Genomic DNA, 20,197 nt, shown 5'->3' with positions numbered 1-20,197 from the left:
GGCACGGCTCAGCTGCCGGCGATCTTGCTTCTTGTCTCTCGCGGCGCGCTCGGGGGGCGGGGCGCTAGCATTTGCCGTAGCGCTCCTCCAGCACTTTCGGGCCGCGCTCGATGGCGCTCTCGCCGCTGCCGCGGGGACCCTTATCCTTCTCGAAGCAGTAGTCGGTGACATTCGGGGCGACGACGGCGCAGGCTGCCCGCGAAGGCACGCGCGGGGCTGGGCGCGTGACGTGGTTGTATTCGTTCGCCCAGGATGAGGTTTCGCGGGTTCCTTCCACCGCCGGGATGATGACTTCCTCAAGGTCCGTCAGCGTGCCCGCCTCCTTGCTCAGGCGGAACTTGCGCGAGTGAATGCACTCGCGGTCCTTGAACTCGCAGACATTGTCCTGGACCCCGGCACATGGCCCGTTGGCCAGACCCTTGGGGCAGGTCTCCGGGCAGATGTAGGAGAGATAGGGGATGCGGCAGGTGCCGCACATCTCACAGCCCAGCGTCGAGGTCTTGAAGCGGTGCTCCACCGCCCGCAGGGCGTCGCGCGTCAGCGGGCTCGCATCGAGTGCCTTGACCAGGGGCGCGATCACGCGGGTGCCGATGGCATCGGGATCGAACAGGAGATCGTGGGTCGCCTTGAGCACGTTGTACTTGCGCAGCTCTTCGGCGGAGGGATGGATGTCGCGCCGCGCCTCGGCGGCGGGCCCGCCCGCGGCCAGATGCTGCAGATAGAGGCCTCCGGGCGCGCCGAAATCAACGATGCGGCCATCCGCGAGGGTGTGCATCTCGTCCCAGGCCTGGCGCCAGTCCTCGAGGGTGGTGATCTGTTTTTCCAGCGCCTCGGTGGCCTCGATGACGCGGCAGAGCGACTCGTAGTCGTCCACCCCGCTGAGCTGGACGCCGGCATAGCCCATGAGCTTCACGCCGACGATCTGGAGCACGAGGCGCGCATAGAGCCGCTCCGCCGCCTGCTTGCCCAGGGCGCTGCGCTCCTCGGTCAGCTTGGCGAACAGGTCGTCCGACATGTGCACGCCGGGCAGGCGCCCCGCATGGATGGACTTGGCCCAGCCCCATTGCGGCAGGAGCAGGTTCGCGACGATGGGGGTCTTCAACCCGCGTTGGGCACGATACCAGATGAGCTCCTCGAACTTGCCCATGTCCCAGCCGCAGTTCGTGATGATGTAATCGGCACCCACATTGATCTTCTTGACCATCTTCAGGTACTGATTCATCAACTCTTCTTCGCGGTACTTGAACGGCGCCACAGCCGCCGCCACGAAGCAGTGGGGAAGGGTCTTCTTGGCATCGGCGATGGCGTTGACCGAGTCCTGGTAGCGCACGCGGCCGGGCCGACTTGGCTGATGGACGCCGTCGCCTGTCAGAATGAGATAGTTGGTGAGGCCCAGGCTGTCGGCGCACGCGAACACCTCGCGCGCCTCGGACGGCAGGCGGTCCTTGCCGGCGAGATGGAGCAGGGGCACCTTGCCGCTCGCCTCGGCGGTGATCGTCCCGCAGTCCACGGTGCTGAAGGAGTTCAGCGACTTCACCCGGTCGCCGATGTTGAAGCCGCGCACCCGTGGGTCGCCCGCCACCTGCCCGGCCATGTGCCGCAGCTTGCGCAGCGCCTCGTCGCCTCCGTCCTCCGGCTTGATGTCGGGCACGTACTCGAGCGTGTAGAGAAAGATCTCGTTCTCGATCGCTTCACGGATCAGGTTCTTGTAGCTGGTCGCGGGCATGATCGACCTTTCAGCCGGGCGCAGGGAGCGGACACCCGCCGGCCGGGGTGGGCCGGCGGGTTCGCAGGGACTAGCGGGCGCTCTAGGCGCCGACGAGACGCAGGAAGCCGTCGTGCTCCGGCTGCGTCATGTGCTGGATGAATTCCGGGCCCGGATAGGCGCCCGAAAGCACGTGGTCCTTGTAGGTCTGGAGGCCTTGCGCGATCACCGGGCGGATGTCGACGAAGCTCGCTTCGTTCTTCGGCCGCGGGAAGGCGCTGTAGCCGACCACATCGCTGCTCGCGATGTAGATGCCGTCGCGGGACGGGCCGGCGCCGACGCTCACCACCGGCACTTCGAGGGTCTCCGCAAGGTAGTCGGTGATCTCGACGGGCGTGTACTCGATGATGAAGCCGAACACGCCGGCGTCACGGAACGCGCGTGCATCGTCGACGATCTTCGCCGCCTCCGCCGCTGTGCGCCCCTTGAAGCCGTAGCCGGACTGCTCGAGTTTGCGCGATGCCTGCATGCCGATGTGCCCCATCACGGAGATACCGGCATTGACCACCTCCGCCACGATCTTCGCGGTGTGGCGGTTGCCCTCGCACTTCACTGCATCCGCGCCGCCTTCCGCGATGAGGCGTCCGGCGGTGCGGATGGCGTCGCCCGCATGGGTGTAGGTCATGTAGGGCAAGTGCCCCACCACCATTCCGTAGCGGGCGACGCGGCTCACCGCCTGGGTGAGGATGAGCTGCTCGTCGAAGCGAACCGTCATGGGGGTCGGATGCCCGAGAAGCGACATCGGGCCGGCGTTGCCGTTGATCAGAAGATCAAATCCAATCTCGTCTGCGATGGCGGCCATGGGGGCGTCGTAGACCCCGAGGCAGACCAGTTGCTCGCCGCGCCGCTTCTTCTCGAGAAGCGACTTGACGGTCACCTTGGAGCGCTTTGGCCTCTTGGCATCCGACATGGCGATCACTCCGCGGCTGTCTTCCGGCGACCCTCGACCATGTCGAGGAACTTCTCGTGCTCTTCCTGGGTCATGTGCTGGGTGAACTCGGAGTCCGGATAGGCCTTCGAGAGCACCTGATCCTTGTAGGCCTGGAGGCCCTGGGCAATCATGGGGCGCACGTCGACGAAGCTCGCCTCGTTCTTCGGCCGCGGGAAAGCGCTGTAGCCCACCGCGTCGCCGCTGATGAGGTAGATGCCGTCCGGCGAGGGGCCGGCGCCGACGCTGATGATCGGCACCGGCAGGGTGGCCGCCAGATAGCTCGTGATCTCCACCGGCACGTATTCGAGGATGAAGGCGAAGGCGCCGGCCTCATAGAAGGCGCGCGCGTCGTCGACGATCTTGGCGGCCTCCTGGGCCGAGCGGCCCTTGAAGCCGAAGCCCGACTGCTCGAGCTTGCGCGACGCCTGCATGCCCACATGGCCCATGACCGGAATGCCGGCATTGACGATGTCGGCGACCGCCTTGGCGGTGTGCCGGTTGCCCTCGCACTTCACCGCGTCGGCGCCGCCTTCGGCGATGAGCCGTGCGGCATTGCGGATCGCCTCCGCGCTGGACGCATGATAGGTCATGTAGGGCATGTGCGCGACCACCATGCCGTACTTGGCGGCGCGGCTGACCGCCTGGGTGAGGATGAGCTGCTCCTCGAAGCGCACCGTCATGGGCGTCGCATGGCCGAGCAGGGACATAGGCCCGGCATTGCCATTGATGAGCATGTCGAAGCCGACTTCTTCGGCGATGGCGGTCATGGGCGCGTCATAGACGCCGATGGCGACGATCGCCTCCTTGCGCTGCTTCTTGGCATGAAGCGACTTGATGGTGACCTTGGTCCGCTTCTTTTCCATTTCTTACTTCTCCCTATGCCCTTTACTGTCAGTGTCCTTGCTCGCCCGACGTGACTGTCCGGACGGTGCCGTAGCAATCCTCAGGTGGTCGCCCGGGCGCTCCGACTTCTCTGGGGCGCGGGCCGGGCGCTCGTGGGGGTGGAAGGTGCCGCCGGGCGCTCGCCGAGCTCCTCCCGAAAGGCGGCCTCCCATGCCGCGTCCACGCTGGTGGTGTTCTCCGGCGGCGGGAATGTCCGGCCGGAGACCTCCTCGCGGAACGCCGCGAACGCATCGGTGCTGGCCTCGAGGAGGCCCGCATACTGCTTCACGAACTTCGGGCAGAACTGGTCGTAGAGCCCCAGCATATCCTGGCTCACCAGGCCCTGGCCGTCGCAATGGGGCCCGGCGCCGATGCCGATGGTGGGAATGGACACCGCCGCCGTGATGGCCTTGGCGAGGCGGTCCGGTACGCATTCCAGGATCAGGGCGAACGCGCCGGCCTTCTCGAGCGTGAGCGCGTCGTTCAGGATCTCCACCGCGCGGGGGATATCCCTTCCCTGGCTGCGATGGGATCCGGTACGGGCGATGATCTGCTTGGTCAGGCCGATGTGGGCGATGGTGGCGATGCCGTTGCGCACCAGGGCCTCCACCATGGGCGCGATCTCGCTGCCGCCTTCGATCTCGACCGCATGGGCGCCGCCCTCCTGGATCAGCCGGCCGGCGTTGGAAAGGGCGGCCTCAGGGGTGCCGTGGGACAGGAAGGGCAGGGAGGCCAGCACGAGGCTGGCGCCGGAGCCCGCCCGCACCGCCTTGGTGTGGTAGATCACCTCATCCACCGTCACCGACGTGGTCGTCGGACGCCCGAGGCCCACCATGGCGAAGGCATCGCTGGCGAAGATGATGTCGATTTCGGAAAGATGTGCGGCACGCGCCATTGGGTAATCATAAGCCGTCAGCAGGGTGATCGGCTCACATTTCGCCTTCTTTGCCTTAATCGCATCGGGTGTCAGCTGACGTTTGCGCTGTGATTGCATGGTCTAGACCCAGACAGGACAGAGCGATGACTGTCCATTCATGAAGATGCGGCAGTGCACAATGATGTGCCGTGGGTGCCGTATTCATGAGCACTTTAGCCGTGGACAATTTAATGCGTCCAATGCATTCTATTGTTAGCGTCGATGCGTTTTATGCAATGGGAAATGCGATGAACCTGCGTCATCTCCGCAATGTGGTCGCGCTTGCCGACACTGCGAATTTTGCCCGCGCAGCTGCCGCCGTCCATCTCAGCCAACCAGCGTTTAGCCGCAGCATCCAAGCGATTGAGGAGGAGCTCGGTGTGCTCCTGTTCGACCGTTCTGAGCGACGCCCCTATCTGACGGCCTATGGCAAGCTCGTGGTGGAGCGCGCGCGCAAAATGCTGGCAGAGGAGAAAGAGCTGCGGCGCGACATGAACCTCATGAAGAACAACGAGTTCGGTGAGGTGAATTTCGGCGTCGGTCCGTTCCCCGCTGGCTCGCTCCTCGTGGACATGATCGCGCAGACCGCGCGGCTCTATCCGAATCTATGCCTGCGGGTCGACGTCAGTCATTGGCAGAATCTTGTGGAGCTGCTCCAGGCGGAGCGCTTCGACTTCATCATTGCGGATACGCGCGACATCCAGAACGTGTCGTTCCTGTCGATCACGCCGCTGCCGCGCCTGCGCGTGCGATGCTTCTGCCGTCCGGGTCATCCGCTTTTGGACAAGACCTCTGTCAGTATCGATGACCTCCTCGAATTTCCTCTCGCGTCCGTCAAGCATCCGCAGACTGCCATGACCCAGCTGAGCCATCAGTTCGGTGAGGGACGCGACCCCGCGAAGCTCTTCGCTCTCGAATGCGATAACCTCCTGGTGGTCGAAGAGGTGGCGCATCAGAGTGACATGATCCTTGTTGCCCCGTCGTCTGAGCGTAGCCTTCTCATAGAGCTGAAAGTGCGGGATTTCCGCCAACAGACCCATTACGGCATCATTACCCTACGCAATCGCACGCAATCGGCGGCGGTGACGGCGGTTATCAAGATTGCCCAGCAGGTGGTGGCGGAACTCGAGAAGCGCGAGACCGTCGATGGCGAGGCGGACGGAGCGAACGTCCCGGCTCGACCACGCAAACGTTGAGTTCAGAACCAATGTTGGCCAGCGCGGCGACGCGATCGCTGCGCTGGCCAAGGAATTTTCAGCTCCGCGAAAAAAGGAAGGACCTTGCGGTCCTTCCTCGAGGCGTCCGTGAGGCTTGGCTCGCTTTGCCGATTCTGCACCCTGAGGCGGTCGAGTGCAGTCGACGGGGGACGGTTCCTTCGCGCCGCGGACTGGGAAGGATTTAGCGGCCCTTCCAGTGGACGATGGAGTGCTCCAGCGTGCTCAGCCCGGCATTCAGGAGCAGGCCGATGGCACCAATCAGCATGATGCCGATGAACACTACCGGGATCTGGAACAGCAGCGCGGCGTCCGAGATCATGAAGCCGAGGCCGCTTTGCGCGCCCACCAACTCCGCGGCCACCACGACGGCCCAGCTCAGTGCCAGTGCTACTTTGAGTCCGGTGAAGATCTGCGGGATGGCGGCCGGCGTCACCACCCGCCAGAAGGTCTGCAGGCGGGTGAGCCCCAGGGACTGGGCCGCGCGCAGATAGGCGATCGGCACATTGGCCGCGCCGGCATGGGCGTTCACGTGGGCATAGTTGAAGGCGGTGAAGAAGATCAGCACCACCTTGCCCAATTCACCCAGGCCGAAATACAGCACCGCCATGGGAATGAAGGCGATGGGCGGGATCGGTCGGATGAACGCCATGATGGGGGACACCATGGCATTGCCGATCCGCGAATAGCCGGTGATGAGGCCGACCGGGATGCCCAGGAGCACGCCGAGCGCGAACCCGCTCAGAGTACGGAACAGGCTGATGCCGATGTGGTTCCACAGCGGGATGCCCTTGTATCCGTTCTGGACCAGATCCACGAAGTTGGACACGAGGAGCTGGGGGCTCGGCAGGTAGTCGCTCCCCACCAAGCCGAGGTTCGTGACCGCGAACCACACCACCACAAGCACACCGATGGCGATGGCGGAGTAGGCCGAGTCCGGAAGACCGCCGCCGAAAGCAGACGCCCGGGGGGCGGGGGCCTGCAGTCCCGGACCCATACCGGTCTTGGTGGCGGAGGAGGATGCCGGCATCTTCTGCACCAAGCCTTGGTTCGTGATGGAAGCGGGTGGAGGAGCTGCGGACATCTGTTGCCCTATGCCTGTGGGTGTCGCGGACGCGAATGACGGGGATGCGGGGGCGTGCTTCTGCATGATCACGTCTTCCCATCCTGCACCACCTTCTGAATGTACGAAGGATCGATCGACTTGCGGATGGTCTCCATGGAGAGCGGGTTGCGGATGGTCCCGGTTGCGTGCAGCATCTCGCCGGCGGTGAAGAGCTGTTTGGTCAGGCCGCCGTCCGTCGCGGTCAGCGAATAGGGGCTGGTGGGCGACAGCTGCTCCTCGAACGAGGGCAGTTTGCCGCAGCAGTGCTTCTCGTAGAACTTCTTCGCCAGATCATCGGACAGGCTTAGAGTCTTCTTGAGCGAATCGATGGCAAGCTGAGGATTCTTGGCGATGATCTCGCGCACTTCCTTGTTGACCAAGGCGAGGCGGTAGCCCACGTCCGGGTTTTTCGCCAGGAAGTCACTGCGGACGCTGGTCACGCTCGGGCAGACGCCGCCGTAGTCGGGATCCCAGTTGATGATCTTGTAACCGGCATTCTCGAGCATGAGCGAGTGGGGTGCCCAGCCCAGTGCGGCATCGATGGCGCCACCCTTGAAGGCATTGGCGTAGAGCGGCGGAGCGAGGTTCACCACATTGAGCGAGTTGTACTCGATACCGAGCGTGCGGGCGATGAGCGCCACGTTCACCTGGCCGCAGGTGCCCGTCGCGGCGCCGATGGCGCGGGCCTGGGCGAGATCCTTGAAGCTCTTCACCTTGCTGTCGCTCGACACGGCGAGGCCTTCGCCTTGCGCGTTGTCCAGCTCCCAGAAGATGATCGTCAAGGGGATCTTCTGGTCGAGCGCGAAGACCGTGGCGAGGCCGGTCGTGATCACGTCGATGCTCTGGCTCTTCAGGGCAGCCAGAAGCGGCGCGCCGCTGTTGAACCAAAAGAACTTCGGGTCGAGGCCGTGCTTCTTGAAGAGGCCCAGCTCATCGGCGACATAGAGCGTGAAGTAACCGGCGCTGGGGCCGCCGTAGTTGATGGGAATGAGCTTCTGCGGACCTTGGGCCGTGGCGCCCTTCGGCGCGGCGAAGATCGCGAGAAGGCAAAGCAATAACGCTGACGTTATCTTCTTCATCTTTTCCTCCCGTTAGGCCAATTATTTTTTGGGCCTCATTGCGTTCTCGAGCCTTGAACCTCCTCCTGCAGGGCACTCAGCAGCTCCCTCTGAAGCGAGACGAAGGCTGGCGTGCTGATGAAATCCTCGGTGCGAGGCTTCGGCTCGTCGATCTCGACGGTGGTCTTCAGGCGCCCGGGGCGCCGGGTCATCACAACGACGCGATCCGACACGAAGACCGCTTCCGCCACGTCGTGGGTGATGAAGATGATGGTGGGCTTGAACTCGACCCACAGCCGCAGCACCAGCTTCTGCATCAGCAGGCGGGTCTGGGAGTCAAGCGCGCCGAACGGCTCGTCCATGAGCAGGATCTTGGGCTCGGAGATCAGCGCGCGGGCGATCTGCACGCGCTGCTGCATACCGCCGGAGAGCTGGTAGGGGTAGTGGTTCTGGAAGCCCTTGAGTTCCACGGCCTCGAGGAGGTGCATGGCGCGGGACGTATACTCCTGCTTGGCCATGCCGCGGCATTTGACGCCGAGTGTGATGTTTTGAAATACCGTAAGCCAGGGAAATAGCGAGGGGTGCTGGAAAACCACTGCACGCTCGGGACCCGGACCGATGACAACCTGGTCGTCCAGCAGGACGGCCCCTGAGCTGGGGAACTCGAAGCCGGCGATCATGTTGAGCGCAGTCGATTTACCGCATCCAGTGGGCCCCAGAATGGAGAACACCTCGGCGTCGCCGATCCGAAGGTCCAGCGACGAAATGGCCAGCGTCGGCTCCCGGGTCGCGTTCTTCGATGCGTAGGTCTTCGACACTCCCCGGAAGACAAGCTTGTCGGGGACAGCGGCGCATTCCGGCGAGAATTGAGTGACGACTGGAATCGTATCCACGTTCACACCTCCCTAGGGTCTCCGCCATTTTCGAGATTAGTTATCGTTCTTGGCGGTAATTCGTGATTTTAAAGTCCAGCAGTCACTGGAGGCTAATGGACCCCGTCACAATTCGTCCAATGCAATCTTTCCATGATTTCGATGCATATTCTGCAACGCGTGGACGGGTGCCGCAACGCTTCCAGACCGTTGCTGCGTCGCAGTGTGGAACGGTGAAGAGCCGAATCGATAGCCAATCCCCATCATGTCATTGGCTTCTAGCATGACCGGAGTTGGAGTTTATCGCATGTCTACGTCTTCTGATGGTATTTGTAGAAATCTCTATCTATGGGATACTTAACATCTGTTACGCCTTGGGCCTGCTGCTGATCCTGCCCCTCGGCGATCAGGTGGACCGGCGCAAGCTGATCTCGATCATGCTGGTGCTTTCGGCGGCCATGCTGCTCGTCTTCTGCCAGGCCCAGACCTTCCCACTGCTGCTGGCGGCCGGCTTTTCCATCGGCCTCACCAGCATCGTGCCGCAGATCCTCCCACCCATCGTCAGCCAGATCGTTCCGCCCGCCTCCGCGCCCCAGGCGGTCGGCCATGTCATGGGCGGGCTTCTGCTGGGCATCGTGCTGTCGCGCTTCGTGGGCGGCTGGCTCGGCGCCCTCATCGGCTGGCGGCAGGTCTTCATGCTGGCGGCCGGGGTGATGATCGCCCTCATGGTCGTGCTGCGCCGGGCCCTGCCGCCCCTCCAGCCCGCCCATACGGGCTCCAATCTGAGCCTGCTCTCCAGCCTCCCCGGCCTGCTGCGCAAGTTCGGCCGGCTGCGCTCCTTGTCGCTTGCGGCGTCGCTCCAGTTCGGCGCCTTCAGCCTCTTCTGGTCCACCCTCACCTTCCATCTCGCCGCCATGCCGGAGCACTATTCGTCCAAGACGGCGGGATCGTTCGCCTTGGTGGGCGCCATCGGCGTCATCGGCGCCATGTCGGCGGCGGGAATCACACGCCGCTTCTCGCTGCGCGCCGTGCTGGTCCTGAGCGGAACCCTCATGGCCGCCGCCTTTCCGCTGTTCTCCGCTTCCAGCCACTCCGTATTGTGGATGATCCCCGCGGTGGCGGTGCTCGATCTCGGCATGCAGATGAGCCACGTCTCCAGCATGTCCACCATCCTCGCCTTGGACCGCGGCGCGGCGAGCCGGCTCAACACGGTCTACATGGTGATGCGCTTCGCCGGCGGCGCGCTGGGCACCGTCATCGGCGGCCTCGCCTGGACCCATGGCGGATGGCTGGCGGTGTGCGGCGCGGGCGGACTGCTCTGCCTCCTGGCCCTGCTCATCAATGCCACCACCTGCGCCCCGCCGGCCCATGAGGCGCAATCCTGACCCGGGAACCGCGCGCCGGCTCCCGGACGGAACGCGGGGCGCGATCAGCTTGCCATCGCGTCTGATCGGTGCACCTTCTGACAGAGCGCCGCAGGCCGGACAGGGGCTGCGGCATCCGGAGCAGCGAGACCCTCCATGCCGACCCGCCCGACCTCTCGCCCCCCCCCCCCCCCCCCCCCCCCCCGGGAGCCCCGGATCGAGCCGTCCGACGTGACGAGCGAGATGACGCAGGTGGTGGTGAACGATAGCGCGCCCGTTCCGGCGCCCGTATCGGCGCCTGGCGTGCTCCAGGCGAAGGAGGATGAGACGATCACCATCCAGTCGGTGGATCGGGCCCTCTCCATCCTCGAATACATCGCGTCCGCGCGGGAGCCGCGCCGGCTGCAGGACGTGGCGGCCGCCGTCGGCCTGAAGGCGCCCACCTGCTACTCTCAATTCCCTGGTGAAGCGCGGCTTCGTCCGGCGCAACGCCCATCCCAAATTCTACTATCTCGGGCCCAAGCTCGCCGAGCTCGCCCATCGGGAGAGCGCCGACTTCGACATCCGGCGCGGCGTGCTCAAGGACCTCGCGCGCGAGACCGGCGCGAGCACCGCGATGGCAAGCCTCACCCGCACCGCCTGGAGCTGGCCGTGGAGGTGGAGGCGCCCGGCGGCATCTCATTCAATGGCTACCGGGAGGATGTGGGGCGCGCCTGCCATGCGACCGCGCTCGGCAAGGCGATCCTCGCCTGGCTGCCCGAGGCGGAGATTGCCCGCGTGGTGGCGGAGCACGGCCTGCTGGTGTTCACCGAGCGGACGATCGATTCCCTCGGCGAGCTGATCGAGAGCCTCCGGCTGGTCCGCCGGCATGGCTTTGCCATCGAGGATGGCGAATATCGGCCCGGCGTGAGCGCGCTGGCCCTGGCGATCCGCGATCCATGGGGCGCCGTGGTTGGATCTCTAGGCTGCTTTATTCCCCGTAATTCGGACGAGATGGAGCGGCTGCGCGGCCTTCATCGGAAGGTCGATGCTGCAGCCAAAGCGGCTTCGGCCCTGTTCTATGGTGGTTCGCCAAAACTAGGCTCTACAAAGACGGCGATGCGGCATAGGGCGGACTACCCCACCTAAACTTCGGAGGGCAGGAATAGCTATTGTACCACGGGTCCGAAATAAGTGTCGTTCATAGGAAGACCCCTTGCTCGAGCCGCTTGGTGAATGACACAGCCGGGTGCCGTCCCAATAGACGATCTTGATGAGGTTGGCCCTGGCGCGACCTCGGAATACGAAGAGATGCCCCGAGAACGGATCCTGGCCGAGCACCCCCTGGACCAGCATCGCAAGGCCATCCATGCCCTTGTGCATGTCAATGTAACCGAGCGCCAGATGCACCTTCACACCCGCAGGAAGCAGCGTCATGACACAGGCTCCTCGGCGGGCGTGGTCTCATCAGTGATTTCCAGGGTGACGAACATCGTCGGTGACGCCAGCTCCTGCTTCCACCGGCACAGAACGCGCCCGGCGATGCCATGACGGCGCGCGATCTGGGCCAGGCTCGCGCCGGGCTGGGCCGCCTCCCCGAGGATCCGATGCTTGTCCGCCTCGGTGAACCTGCGCCGATAGCCCTCGTGCGGCGGCGGCACGACCGGCCCTACGGAGGAGGGATAAGTCATGTGACTTGGGGTGTGACTAAAGGGGTGACTAAGGGTGTGACTTACGCCGCCGCACCTTCGGCTGTGGCTCGGCCTTGAACCTCGCCCGCCAGTTACCGAAGCTCTTCGACGGGATGCCGTGCGCCGCGCAATATTCCCGCTGGTTCAAGTCGCTACGCGTCCATACCTCGTGGTGGCCCGCTAAAAGGCTTCACGCTGCCGCTGCCACGGTCAATGCTCATCCGCCTTACCGCTCTCCTTCACCTGAATATCAGAGAGCGAGAACAGATCGTGTCCGGCGCGTCCCAGACAAGTGTGCATTCCCGCGACGCTTACACTTTCCCTGCAAGCCTCCCCAAAATTCCCTGATCCGGGAGAAATTTTCCCTGCTACGATGTGTAGGGAATTCGCAAAAAATAGCCTATTTTCAATGTGATAGGTGCGTTGAAAATCCCGAAGGGTGCCCAAAATCGGCGAAATTCCCTGCAAATTCCCGCCGGAGCAGGGAATTCCAGCAGAGACGGGTTCGCTGTCGACTGCATTATCCGCCAGTTTTCAATGATTTGGCACTGATGAGCGCCAGCCGGTTGCGGCGCCTTACAGGGCTCGAGTCAGCATTGCCCCCGCAATGCGCTGGCGTCATAGCGCCCCCTGCTGCATCTGGTCGAAGCCGTCAGCGATTTCGCGTGCCGGCCTGCTCGCGCACGTCCGGTGGTGAGATGGCCGGGCCTGCGATTGCGAACGCTCAGGACGCCTCAGCGTGGCGTCTGCGCGTTGCCGGCCGCGAATTGAGGCCATCGCGCCCGGCCGCCACCTGGCGCGCATCCTCCACGATGTCCCAGGCGATATTCTCCCGCCCCCCTGCCGGCGGTGGTGGCGACCACCAGCAGCGAGCCGGGCGTTGACGCAGCTCTATGCCATGCCCGCCGTGTACCGCCGGCGCGGCGGTGGTTGGCTCATGGGCAGCGCCATGCTCGCGGCCTGCGGCAAGCTGAAGGACGGCCAAGGGCAGCATCTGCGGTCGCCGGCGATGGCACACGAGAAGGCGCTCGCCCGTCGTTTTCGGCGATCCCGGCGATCGGGTCCGTCAACGCCGGAGCGCTTGTGGCGGTGCTCGGGACCGCCGCCGGAGCGCGCTGTTATGTGGAGCGCTCGCGGCGCGGGAAAGTTGCCCGCCCGAGAGTCTTCAGCCAGCCTGCCCGCTTCGCGGGGATAGGCCGATGCAAACCGAACTGAAGTATCTGATCGAAGTCGCTGAGCTTGGCTCCCTGCGTCGCGCAGCGGAGGTCCTGCACATCGCTCCTTCCGCATTGAGCCGGCAGATCGCAAATCTGGAGCATGAGCTGGGCGTGCCCCTGTTCGACCGCCACGCCGGCGGGATGAAGCTGACCGCCTTCGGCGAGGTGGTGCTGCGCCATGCCCGCACCACCATGCGCGGCTTCGAGCGCATGCGCTCCGAGATCGACGACCTGCAGTCGCTCCGGCGCGGCCACGTGAAGATCAACACCGCCGAAGGGGCGGTGCAGGATTTCGTCTTTCAGCTCATCGCAGAGCTCAGGCGGGAGTTTCCAGGTATCACATATGAGGTCAGCGTGGCCGGCTCCCGCTCGAGCCTTGATGCCCTCGCCCAGGACCGGTGCGATATCGGCATCATTTTCCAGCCGGAACCCCATCCGGACGTCGCAGTGCTGCGGGAGGTCACTCACCCCATCCGCCTCATCGCCGCGCCCGACCACCCGTTCAGCCGCCGCGAGGCCGTGGCGCTGCACGAGCTGGAGGCGGGGCCGCTCTGCCTTCAGTCGCCGGAATACACTGTGCGCGTGCTCTTCGACCAGGCTGTGAAAGCGGCGCACATCGAGGTCAAGCCCACGCTCATCATCAACTCGGTCGAATTCTCCAAGACATTCGCGCGCGACGGCCTGGGGGTCAGTCTCGTGCCGCTGTTCGCGGTACGGCGCGACGTCATCGCGGGGACATTGTGCGCGATCAGGGTCGACAGTCCGGAGTTCGAAACATCCGCCATCGCCATCTGCGTGCACAAGGAACGACTGATCTCCCTCGCTGCCGAGACGGTGCTGCAACGCATGCTGGCGGCTTTCGATACCTTCGCCGCTCCTGCGATGAATTGAGCGCCAGTGTGCATAGTGTTGCCAATACGGCAACGCTAGGTTCGATTCTTTCGTCTTCCGCGAACGCTCGCCTCGCCAGATGATCCTTCCGCCCGATGGTCTCGTCATTGCGCCGAAGGAGCTTCCTCATGTCGCCGCCGGCCGTATCCCCCTTTCATCCCAAGGTTCCAGCCCCGTTCACAGCGGCGGTGGTGCAAGCGGCGCCGGTGTCCTTCGATGTCGCGCGCACCCTCGACAAGACAGCGGACCTCGCCACTGACGCCGCCCGCGCCGGCGCAGCGCTGGCGGTGTTTCCGGAGGCCTTCATCTCCGCTTATCCGCGCGGCCTCGATTTCGGCGCCTATGTGGGCGCGCGCACGCCGGAAGGACGGGAACAGTTCCGGCTCTATTGGGAAAGCGCAATCGAGGTTCCCGGCCCGGCGGTGGAACGGCTGTCCGCCATAGCCCGCGCCAGCGGGCTGCAGCTCGTCATCGGCGTGATCGAGCGCGACGGAGGCACGCTTTACTGCACTGTTCTGTCCTTCGCGGCGGACGGAACCTATCTCGGCAAGCATCGCAAGCTCATGCCCACCGGCTCGGAGCGGCTCATCTGGGGATATGGCGACGGCTCGACCTTGCCGGTCTACGAGACGCCGCTCGGTCGCCTCGGGTCGGTGATCTGCTGGGAAAACTACATGCCTCTGCTCCGCGCGGCCATGTACGGCAAGGGCGTGGAGCTTTATTGCGCCCCCACTGCCGACGGCCGCGAGACCTGGCTGCCGACCATGCGCCACATCGCCATGGAGGGGCGTTGCTTCGTGCTCTCGGCCAACCAGTTCTGCCGGCGCTCGGACTATCCCGCCACCTACCCCTCGCACCTCGGCGACGACCCCAGCACCGTGTTCTCGCGCGGCGGCTCCTGCATCGTCGATCCCATGGGACGGGTGCTGGCGGGACCGGATTTCGAGGGAGAAGCGCTGCTTACGGCCGAGATCGACCTCAGGGAGATCGTGCGGGCCAAGTTTGATTTCGACCCCGTCGGCCATTACGCGCGACCGGACGTGCTCTCCCTCACCGTTCGCCAGGAGATGCGGGTGGCGGTGACGTTCACGCCTGCCCCGCCCGCGCCCGTGCCGGAAGTGGCACCCGCCGAGCCGGTCTGAGCCCGCTGGCGCCGACGCATTTTCCATTCCGATCCTGCCGTTCCGCTCCACGCAAGTTCTGCGCGGAAGCGATGCCCCATGCCCTGTCCCGCAAGGAGAGACCATGACCCCGCCCGAGACAACGTCCTCCGAGAAGCAGTGTCCGGAGGTGCCAGGCCTTTCCGACGCGATCCGCGCACGCGGCATTCCCCTGTCCATCGTCACGCGCGGCGGCGGCCTCGTCTTCGTCTCCGGCCTTCCGCCCATCGACCCGGCGACCGGGGCCATGGTGGAGGGTGACATACGTGTTCAGACCCGACAGGTGCTGAGCAATGTCGCGGCGGCGCTGGAGGCAGCCGGCAGCAGCGTCGACAAGGTCCTCAAGGTCACCGTCTACTGCACCAATGCCGGCTATTTCGAGCAGGTGAACACCGTCTATCGCGAGATGTTCGCCGCAGCGCCGCCCGCCCGCACCTTCGTTGCGGTCGGCTCCTGGCCGTTCGCCGCCGATATCGAGATCGAAGCCGTCGCCCTCGGCTGACGGACGAAAAAAACAAAACCGAAAACCAGACAAAACAGAGGGGTTTATCCATGCCACACGTGACCCATGGCGCAGCCGCAACGGCGAGCGCTCGGCCCTCCATTGCCAAGCGCCTTGCCGCCGCCGCGCTGGCGGCGACCTGTCTCCTCTCGGGCCCGGCCGCTCAGGCCGCCGATCCGGTGAAGCTCGGCGTCATCATGCCGCTCACCGGCGGCCAGGCGCCGTTCGGCCAGAACTCCCTGCGTGCCATCGAGCTGGCGGTGGAACGCATCAATGCGGCGGGCGGCATCGCGGGCCTCGACGGCGCCAAGATCGAGCTGGTGGTGGCGGACGCGGCCAGCGATCCCACCACCGCGGCCTCGGTGGCGCAGCGCATCATCTCGCGTGATCGCGTCTCGGCCATCATCTGCTGCTTCGCCAGCTCGCTCACCATCGCCGCAAGCGAAGTCGCCGAGCGCAACCGCACTCCGCTGCTGGGCATGGCCACCTCGGACACGCTGACCACCCGCGGATTCAAGAACTATTTCCAGATCACCACCCGCGCCTCGGTCTACGGCGCGGCGCAGCTGGACGACACCATCGCCCTCGCCAAGGCCAACGGCAAGGATATCAAGAAGATCGCCGTGGTGTACGAGGACACCGCCTATGGCCAGTCCACCGCCGCCGGGCTCCTGAAGCGGGCGAAGGAGATCGGCATGGATGTCGCTCTCTCGGAAGCCTATCCGCAGGGCATCAATGATGTGATGCCGTTGATCCAGAAGATCCGTGCCGGCAATCCGGACGTGGTGCTGGGCGTGTCCTATTTCTCCGATGCGGTGCTGCTGGTGCGCGGCATGCGCCAGGCCGGCCTCACCATGCCGATCGTCGGCGCCGCCGCCGGCTACGTGATCCCCGAATTCAAGGAGGCCCTCGGACCGCTCGCCAACGGGGTGATGAGCACCGTCTACGCCAACTATGACCATTACGGCGAGTTCGGCGAGGCGTACCGCAAGAAGTACGGCACCTTCATGACCCACGACGCCTTCGAGCACAGCGCGCTCGTCTATGTGGTGGCGGAGGCCATGAGCAAGGGCAAGACCACGAAGCCCGCCGAGCTCGGCCCCGTCCTGCGCACCCTCGACGTCACCACCGCTCCGGTGAACGGCATGCCCGGCGGCGGCGCGAAATTCGACGAGACCGGTCTCAACTCCCGCGCCCATCCCATCCTCGTGCAGTGGCAGGACGGCGAGCTCTTCACCGTCTGGCCCAAGCAGGATGCCACCCGCTCGGTCATCTGGCCCTGAACGGCATGTGAAGGCGGGACGATCTTCATGACGGAGCAGATCCTCCAAGCGATCGTGAACGGCATCCTGATCGGGGGTGTGTATGCGGTCCTCGCGGTCGGCCTGGCGCTGGTGTTCGGCGTCATGGAGATCGTCAACTTCGCCCAGTCGGAATTCGTGATGCTGGGCATGTACATCGCTTATGCGGTGTTCGCGGCGCTGGGGCTCGACCCCATCGCTGCGGTCCCCATCGTCTTTCTCGCGGTGTTCGCGTTTGGGGCGGGGGTGCAGCGCTTCCTCATCCAGCCGGTGCTGCACGCGCCGATGGTGTCGCAGATCTTCCTCACGGTCGGCATCTCGTTTGTGCTGGTGGCGGGCGCGCAACTGCTGTTCGGCGCCACCTTCCTCAGCGTGGCGACGCCCTACCAGACCGCGGCGCTGCATTTCGGCTGGCTGCAGGTCTCGGTGCCCTACCTCCTCGCCTTCCTGGCCTCGGCGGTGATGGCCGGGCTCCTGTGGGCGTTCCTGGAGCGCACCGACATGGGCCGCGCCATGCGCGCCACCTCGCAGAACCGCATGGCGGCCCAGCTCATGGGCATCAATCCGTCGCGCATCTACATGATCGCCTTCGGCCTCGGCACCGCGCTTGCGGGCGTCGCCGGCGCGGTGATCCTGCCCTACGCCTATGTCTTCCCGAATGTCGGCCACAACTACTCGCTGGTGATGTTCACCGTCGTCACGCTCGGCGGGCTGGGCAGCGTGTCCGGCGCGCTGGCTGGCGGCCTGGTGGTCGGCATCATCCACTCGGTCAGCGCGGTGTTCCTGCCGACGCAGCTTCAGAACGTGGTGGTGTTCGCCATCTTCCTCGGCACCTTGCTGATCCGTCCCTCCGGCCTCCTGGGAGCGAAGGCATGACCGGCTTTCTCCGCGGCCTCGCCGTCTCGCGCGCAGAGGGCCTGTGCATCCTCGCAACCGCCGTCGTCCTCGTCGGCCTCGGCCTCGTCATGGAGGGCGACGGCTACAACCTGCGCATCCTCACCGTGGCGATCCTGTTCGCCGGCGCAGCGACCGCCTGGAACCTGGTGGGCGGCTTCGCCAACCTCATCTCCATGGGCCATGCCGCCTTCTTCGGCCTCGGCGCCTATGCCTCGACGCTGCTCTTCATCCACTACGGACTGAGCCCGTGGGCCGGCATGGTCGTCGCGGTGCTGATCGGCATCCTCGCCAGCCTCGTCATCGGCATTCCGACCATGCATCTGCGTGGCCACTACTACACGCTCGCAACGCTGGCGGCGGTAGAGCTGCTTCGCATCCTTGCACTCTACTTCACGGGGCTGACCGGCGGCCCGGTCGGACTGTCCGTGCCCTATCTGCCCGACGCCAGCTTCTGGGCATTTCAGTTTCAGGGGAGCCGGCCCTATTACTATATCGCCCTGGCCATGTTCGCCTTCGCCATCGCGGTGAGCTACGGCTTTGACCGCGGCCCGCTGGGCTACCGGCTGCGGGCGCTCAAGAACAGCCCCGAGGCCGCCGAGGCGAGCGGGGTGGATACCACCCGCGCCAAGCTCGTCGCCAACGCCTGGAGCGGCGGGCTGATGGCAGCCTTCGGCACCTTCTACGCCCAGTTCCAGTTCTTCATCGACCCGGACACGGTGTTCGGCTTCTGGACGCTGTCCATCAAGGTGGCGATGATGACCATCCTCGGCGGCATCGGCCTGATCTGGGGCCCCTTTGTCGGGGCGCTGATCCTGGTGCCGCTCGACGAATGGGCAAACGCCACCTTCACCGGCGATTCCGCGGCACTCAGCCGGCTCATCTACGGCGCCGTCCTGATCGCCCTCATTCTGGTGAAGCCCAACGGCCTCCTCAGCTTCGTGAAGAAGCTCGTCCCCGGAGCGGAGCCGCAGGTCTCCCCCGCTGCTGTCCCGCTCTCCACGGCGGACACAGCACCCGGTCCCCTGCTGGTGGTGGAGGGACTCAGCCGGCAGTTTGGCGGCCTCACCGCCGTGAACGACCTGAGCTTCACCCTCGACAGGGCCGAGATCCTCGGCCTCATCGGCCCCAACGGTGCCGGCAAGAGCACCACTTTCACCCTGCTGGCCGGGCTCGACCAGCCCACCCGCGGCAGCGTGAGCCTTCAGGGCACCCGCCTCACCGGCCTCGCCGCCCACGAGGTGGCCCGGCTCGGCGTGGTGAAGACCTTCCAGAACACCGCTTTGTTCGAGGACATGTCGATCCTCGACAATGTGGTGGTCGCGGGGCTGCTGCGCTGTCCGACGCTGGCTCAGGCGCGGTCTCTGGGTCTCGAGGCCCTGGGGCTGGTCGGCCTTGCCGCGGACCTCGCCCCGACCGCCGGTGAGCTCAACACCGTGGACCGGCTGCGTCTGGAGATCGCCCGTGCCGTCACCACGCGGCCGAAGGTGCTGCTGCTCGACGAGGCCATGGCCGGCCTGACGCCGCAGGAGACCGACGTCGCACTCGACATGATCCGGCGCCTGCGCGCCTCCGGCATGTCCATCATCGTGGTGGAGCACAACATGCGCGCCGTGATGGCGGTGGCCGACCGCATCGTCGCCATGGACCACGGGATGAAGATTGCCGAAGGCCGCCCCCAAGAGGTCGCGCGCCATCCCAAGGTGATCGAATCCTATCTCGGTGGGGAGCATCGCGATGTTGCTTGAAGTTTCCGACCTCTGCGTGACCTATGGCCGGGTGACCGCGCTGCGCGGCATCTCGCTCGGCATCGACCGCCACGAATGCGTCGGCGTGCTGGGCGCCAACCGCGCCGGCAAGACCACGCTGGCGCGCGCCATCTCCCGCCTGGTCCAGCCGAAGGTCGGCGAGATCCGCTGGCAGGGGCGCTCCACCGGGAAGATGCGGGCCGACGAGATCCCCGCGCTGGGCGTGGCCCACGTCCCGGAAGGACGCCAGATCTTCAAGCGCATGACCGTGGAGGAGAATCTGATGGTCGGGGCGCTCACCCCCGACAGCCGGCCGCATCGCGCCCAGTCACTGGAGCGGATCTACGATCTGTTTCCGCGTCTCGGCGAACGCAGGATGCAGATGGCCGGGACCCTCTCCGGCGGCGAGCAGCAGATGGTGGCCATCGGCCGGGCGCTGATGCTGCGCCCGCAGTTGCTGATCCTCGACGAGCCCTCGCTCGGGCTCGCGCCCATCGTGGTGCAGGAGGTCTATCGCACGGTGGCCGCAATCCGCCGCGAGGGGATCGCCATCCTTCTCGTGGAGCAGAACGTGGCGCTCGCGCTCGACTGCATCGACCGGGGCTATGTGCTGGAGAACGGCAACGTCGCGGTGGCCGGCTCCGCCGCCGAGCTGCGCGACAGCGCCGCGGTGCGCGAAGCCTATCTCGGCCTCTGACCGCGCATCA

20 protein-coding genes are annotated in these 20,197 nt (G+C 65.3%); 10 read left to right on the top strand and 10 right to left on the bottom strand.

Going from position 1 to position 20,197, the window contains the following annotated elements; genetic code table 11:
* Positions 1 to 64 precede the first annotated feature (64 nt).
* The 4 genes from V5F49_RS06980 to panB form a co-directional block, all read right to left on the bottom strand.
* A complete protein-coding gene (locus V5F49_RS06980; protein WP_394118075.1) occupies positions 65 to 1,726 on the bottom strand; it encodes a methylenetetrahydrofolate reductase C-terminal domain-containing protein in 1,662 nt (553 codons plus the stop codon).
* Between the two features lie 82 nt (positions 1,727 to 1,808).
* Positions 1,809 to 2,675, bottom strand: coding sequence for a 3-methyl-2-oxobutanoate hydroxymethyltransferase (locus tag V5F49_RS06975; RefSeq protein WP_394118076.1), 867 nt, complete (start codon positions 2,673 to 2,675; stop codon positions 1,809 to 1,811).
* Between the two features lie 5 nt (positions 2,676 to 2,680).
* The gene (locus V5F49_RS06970) at positions 2,681 to 3,559 is read right to left on the bottom strand and encodes a 3-methyl-2-oxobutanoate hydroxymethyltransferase (RefSeq protein ID WP_394118077.1); all 879 of its coding nucleotides are present in this window, start codon (positions 3,557 to 3,559) and stop codon (positions 2,681 to 2,683) included.
* An 80-nt stretch (positions 3,560 to 3,639) separates the two neighbouring features.
* Entirely contained in the window at positions 3,640 to 4,572 is a 933-nt protein-coding gene (panB, locus tag V5F49_RS06965; protein ID WP_394118078.1) for a 3-methyl-2-oxobutanoate hydroxymethyltransferase, read from the bottom strand.
* 170 nt (positions 4,573 to 4,742) lie between these two features.
* Between panB and V5F49_RS06960 the strand changes: the two genes are divergently transcribed.
* Entirely contained in the window at positions 4,743 to 5,690 is a 948-nt protein-coding gene (locus V5F49_RS06960; protein WP_394118079.1) for a LysR family transcriptional regulator, read from the top strand.
* Between the two features lie 202 nt (positions 5,691 to 5,892).
* Here V5F49_RS06960 and V5F49_RS06955 read toward each other — a convergent pair whose 3' ends face one another.
* The 3 genes from V5F49_RS06955 to V5F49_RS06945 form a co-directional block, all read right to left on the bottom strand.
* Positions 5,893 to 6,738, bottom strand: coding sequence for an ABC transporter permease (locus V5F49_RS06955; protein ID WP_394118080.1), 846 nt, complete (start codon positions 6,736 to 6,738; stop codon positions 5,893 to 5,895).
* A gap of 122 nt (positions 6,739 to 6,860) precedes the next feature.
* Positions 6,861 to 7,892 carry an ABC transporter substrate-binding protein gene (locus V5F49_RS06950; RefSeq protein ID WP_394118081.1) on the bottom strand — a complete coding sequence of 344 codons (1,032 nt, stop codon included), beginning with the start codon at positions 7,890 to 7,892 and terminating at the stop codon, positions 6,861 to 6,863.
* A 35-nt stretch (positions 7,893 to 7,927) separates the two neighbouring features.
* The gene (locus V5F49_RS06945; RefSeq protein WP_394118082.1) at positions 7,928 to 8,764 is read right to left on the bottom strand and encodes an ABC transporter ATP-binding protein; all 837 of its coding nucleotides are present in this window, start codon (positions 8,762 to 8,764) and stop codon (positions 7,928 to 7,930) included.
* Positions 8,765 to 9,117: 353 nt separating this feature from the next.
* Here V5F49_RS06945 and V5F49_RS06940 point away from each other — a divergent pair, with 353 nt between their 5' ends.
* A complete protein-coding gene (locus tag V5F49_RS06940) occupies positions 9,118 to 10,128 on the top strand; it encodes an MFS transporter (RefSeq protein WP_509210756.1) in 1,011 nt (336 codons plus the stop codon).
* Between the two features lie 210 nt (positions 10,129 to 10,338).
* The gene (locus V5F49_RS06935) at positions 10,339 to 11,235 is read left to right on the top strand and encodes an IclR family transcriptional regulator domain-containing protein (RefSeq protein WP_509210755.1); all 897 of its coding nucleotides are present in this window, start codon (positions 10,339 to 10,341) and stop codon (positions 11,233 to 11,235) included.
* Here V5F49_RS06935 and tnpB read toward each other — a convergent pair.
* From tnpB to tnpA, 3 genes are all read right to left on the bottom strand, one after another.
* On the bottom strand, positions 11,185 to 11,442 hold the full coding sequence (tnpB, locus tag V5F49_RS06930) for an IS66 family insertion sequence element accessory protein TnpB (protein WP_394118409.1): 258 nt from the start codon (positions 11,440 to 11,442) through the stop codon (positions 11,185 to 11,187). The two genes, V5F49_RS06935 and tnpB, sit on opposite strands and share 51 nt — an antisense overlap.
* A gap of 77 nt (positions 11,443 to 11,519) precedes the next feature.
* A complete protein-coding gene (locus V5F49_RS06925; protein WP_394118405.1) occupies positions 11,520 to 11,777 on the bottom strand; it encodes a transposase in 258 nt (85 codons plus the stop codon).
* Positions 11,778 to 11,805: 28 nt separating this feature from the next.
* On the bottom strand, positions 11,806 to 11,925 hold the full coding sequence (gene tnpA / locus V5F49_RS06920; RefSeq protein ID WP_394118404.1) for an IS66 family insertion sequence element accessory protein TnpA: 120 nt from the start codon (positions 11,923 to 11,925) through the stop codon (positions 11,806 to 11,808).
* A 1,051-nt stretch (positions 11,926 to 12,976) separates the two neighbouring features.
* Here tnpA and V5F49_RS06915 point away from each other — a divergent pair.
* The 7 genes from V5F49_RS06915 to V5F49_RS06885 all read left to right on the top strand — a co-directional run bounded on the left by V5F49_RS06915 (position 12,977) and on the right by V5F49_RS06885 (position 20,187).
* Positions 12,977 to 13,885, top strand: coding sequence for a LysR family transcriptional regulator (locus V5F49_RS06915; protein WP_394118403.1), 909 nt, complete (start codon positions 12,977 to 12,979; stop codon positions 13,883 to 13,885).
* A gap of 128 nt (positions 13,886 to 14,013) precedes the next feature.
* Positions 14,014 to 15,027 carry a nitrilase-related carbon-nitrogen hydrolase gene (locus V5F49_RS06910; protein ID WP_394118402.1) on the top strand — a complete coding sequence of 338 codons (1,014 nt, stop codon included), beginning with the start codon at positions 14,014 to 14,016 and terminating at the stop codon, positions 15,025 to 15,027.
* A gap of 103 nt (positions 15,028 to 15,130) precedes the next feature.
* Positions 15,131 to 15,547 carry a RidA family protein gene (locus V5F49_RS06905; RefSeq protein WP_394118401.1) on the top strand — a complete coding sequence of 139 codons (417 nt, stop codon included), beginning with the start codon at positions 15,131 to 15,133 and terminating at the stop codon, positions 15,545 to 15,547.
* A 50-nt stretch (positions 15,548 to 15,597) separates the two neighbouring features.
* Positions 15,598 to 16,830: an ABC transporter substrate-binding protein gene (locus V5F49_RS06900; protein ID WP_394118400.1), complete on the top strand. Its 1,233-nt coding sequence runs from the start codon at positions 15,598 to 15,600 to the stop codon at positions 16,828 to 16,830.
* Between the two features lie 27 nt (positions 16,831 to 16,857).
* Positions 16,858 to 17,724, top strand: a complete 867-nt coding sequence (locus tag V5F49_RS06895; protein ID WP_394118399.1) for a branched-chain amino acid ABC transporter permease — start codon at positions 16,858 to 16,860, stop codon at positions 17,722 to 17,724.
* Positions 17,721 to 19,490 carry a branched-chain amino acid ABC transporter ATP-binding protein/permease gene (locus V5F49_RS06890; RefSeq protein ID WP_394118398.1) on the top strand — a complete coding sequence of 590 codons (1,770 nt, stop codon included), beginning with the start codon at positions 17,721 to 17,723 and terminating at the stop codon, positions 19,488 to 19,490. The genes V5F49_RS06895 and V5F49_RS06890 overlap by 4 nt, the downstream gene beginning before the upstream one ends.
* The gene (locus V5F49_RS06885; protein ID WP_445329381.1) at positions 19,483 to 20,187 is read left to right on the top strand and encodes an ABC transporter ATP-binding protein; all 705 of its coding nucleotides are present in this window, start codon (positions 19,483 to 19,485) and stop codon (positions 20,185 to 20,187) included. The genes V5F49_RS06890 and V5F49_RS06885 overlap by 8 nt, the downstream gene beginning before the upstream one ends.
* Positions 20,188 to 20,197: the final 10 nt, after the last annotated feature.

The sequence above is a fragment of the Xanthobacter lutulentifluminis genome, assembly GCF_043194675.2.
GTDB lineage: Bacteria > Pseudomonadota > Alphaproteobacteria > Rhizobiales > Xanthobacteraceae > Xanthobacter.
The sequence above is the reverse complement of the archived record's forward strand: the minus strand, read 5'-3'. Positions and strand labels throughout refer to the sequence as shown.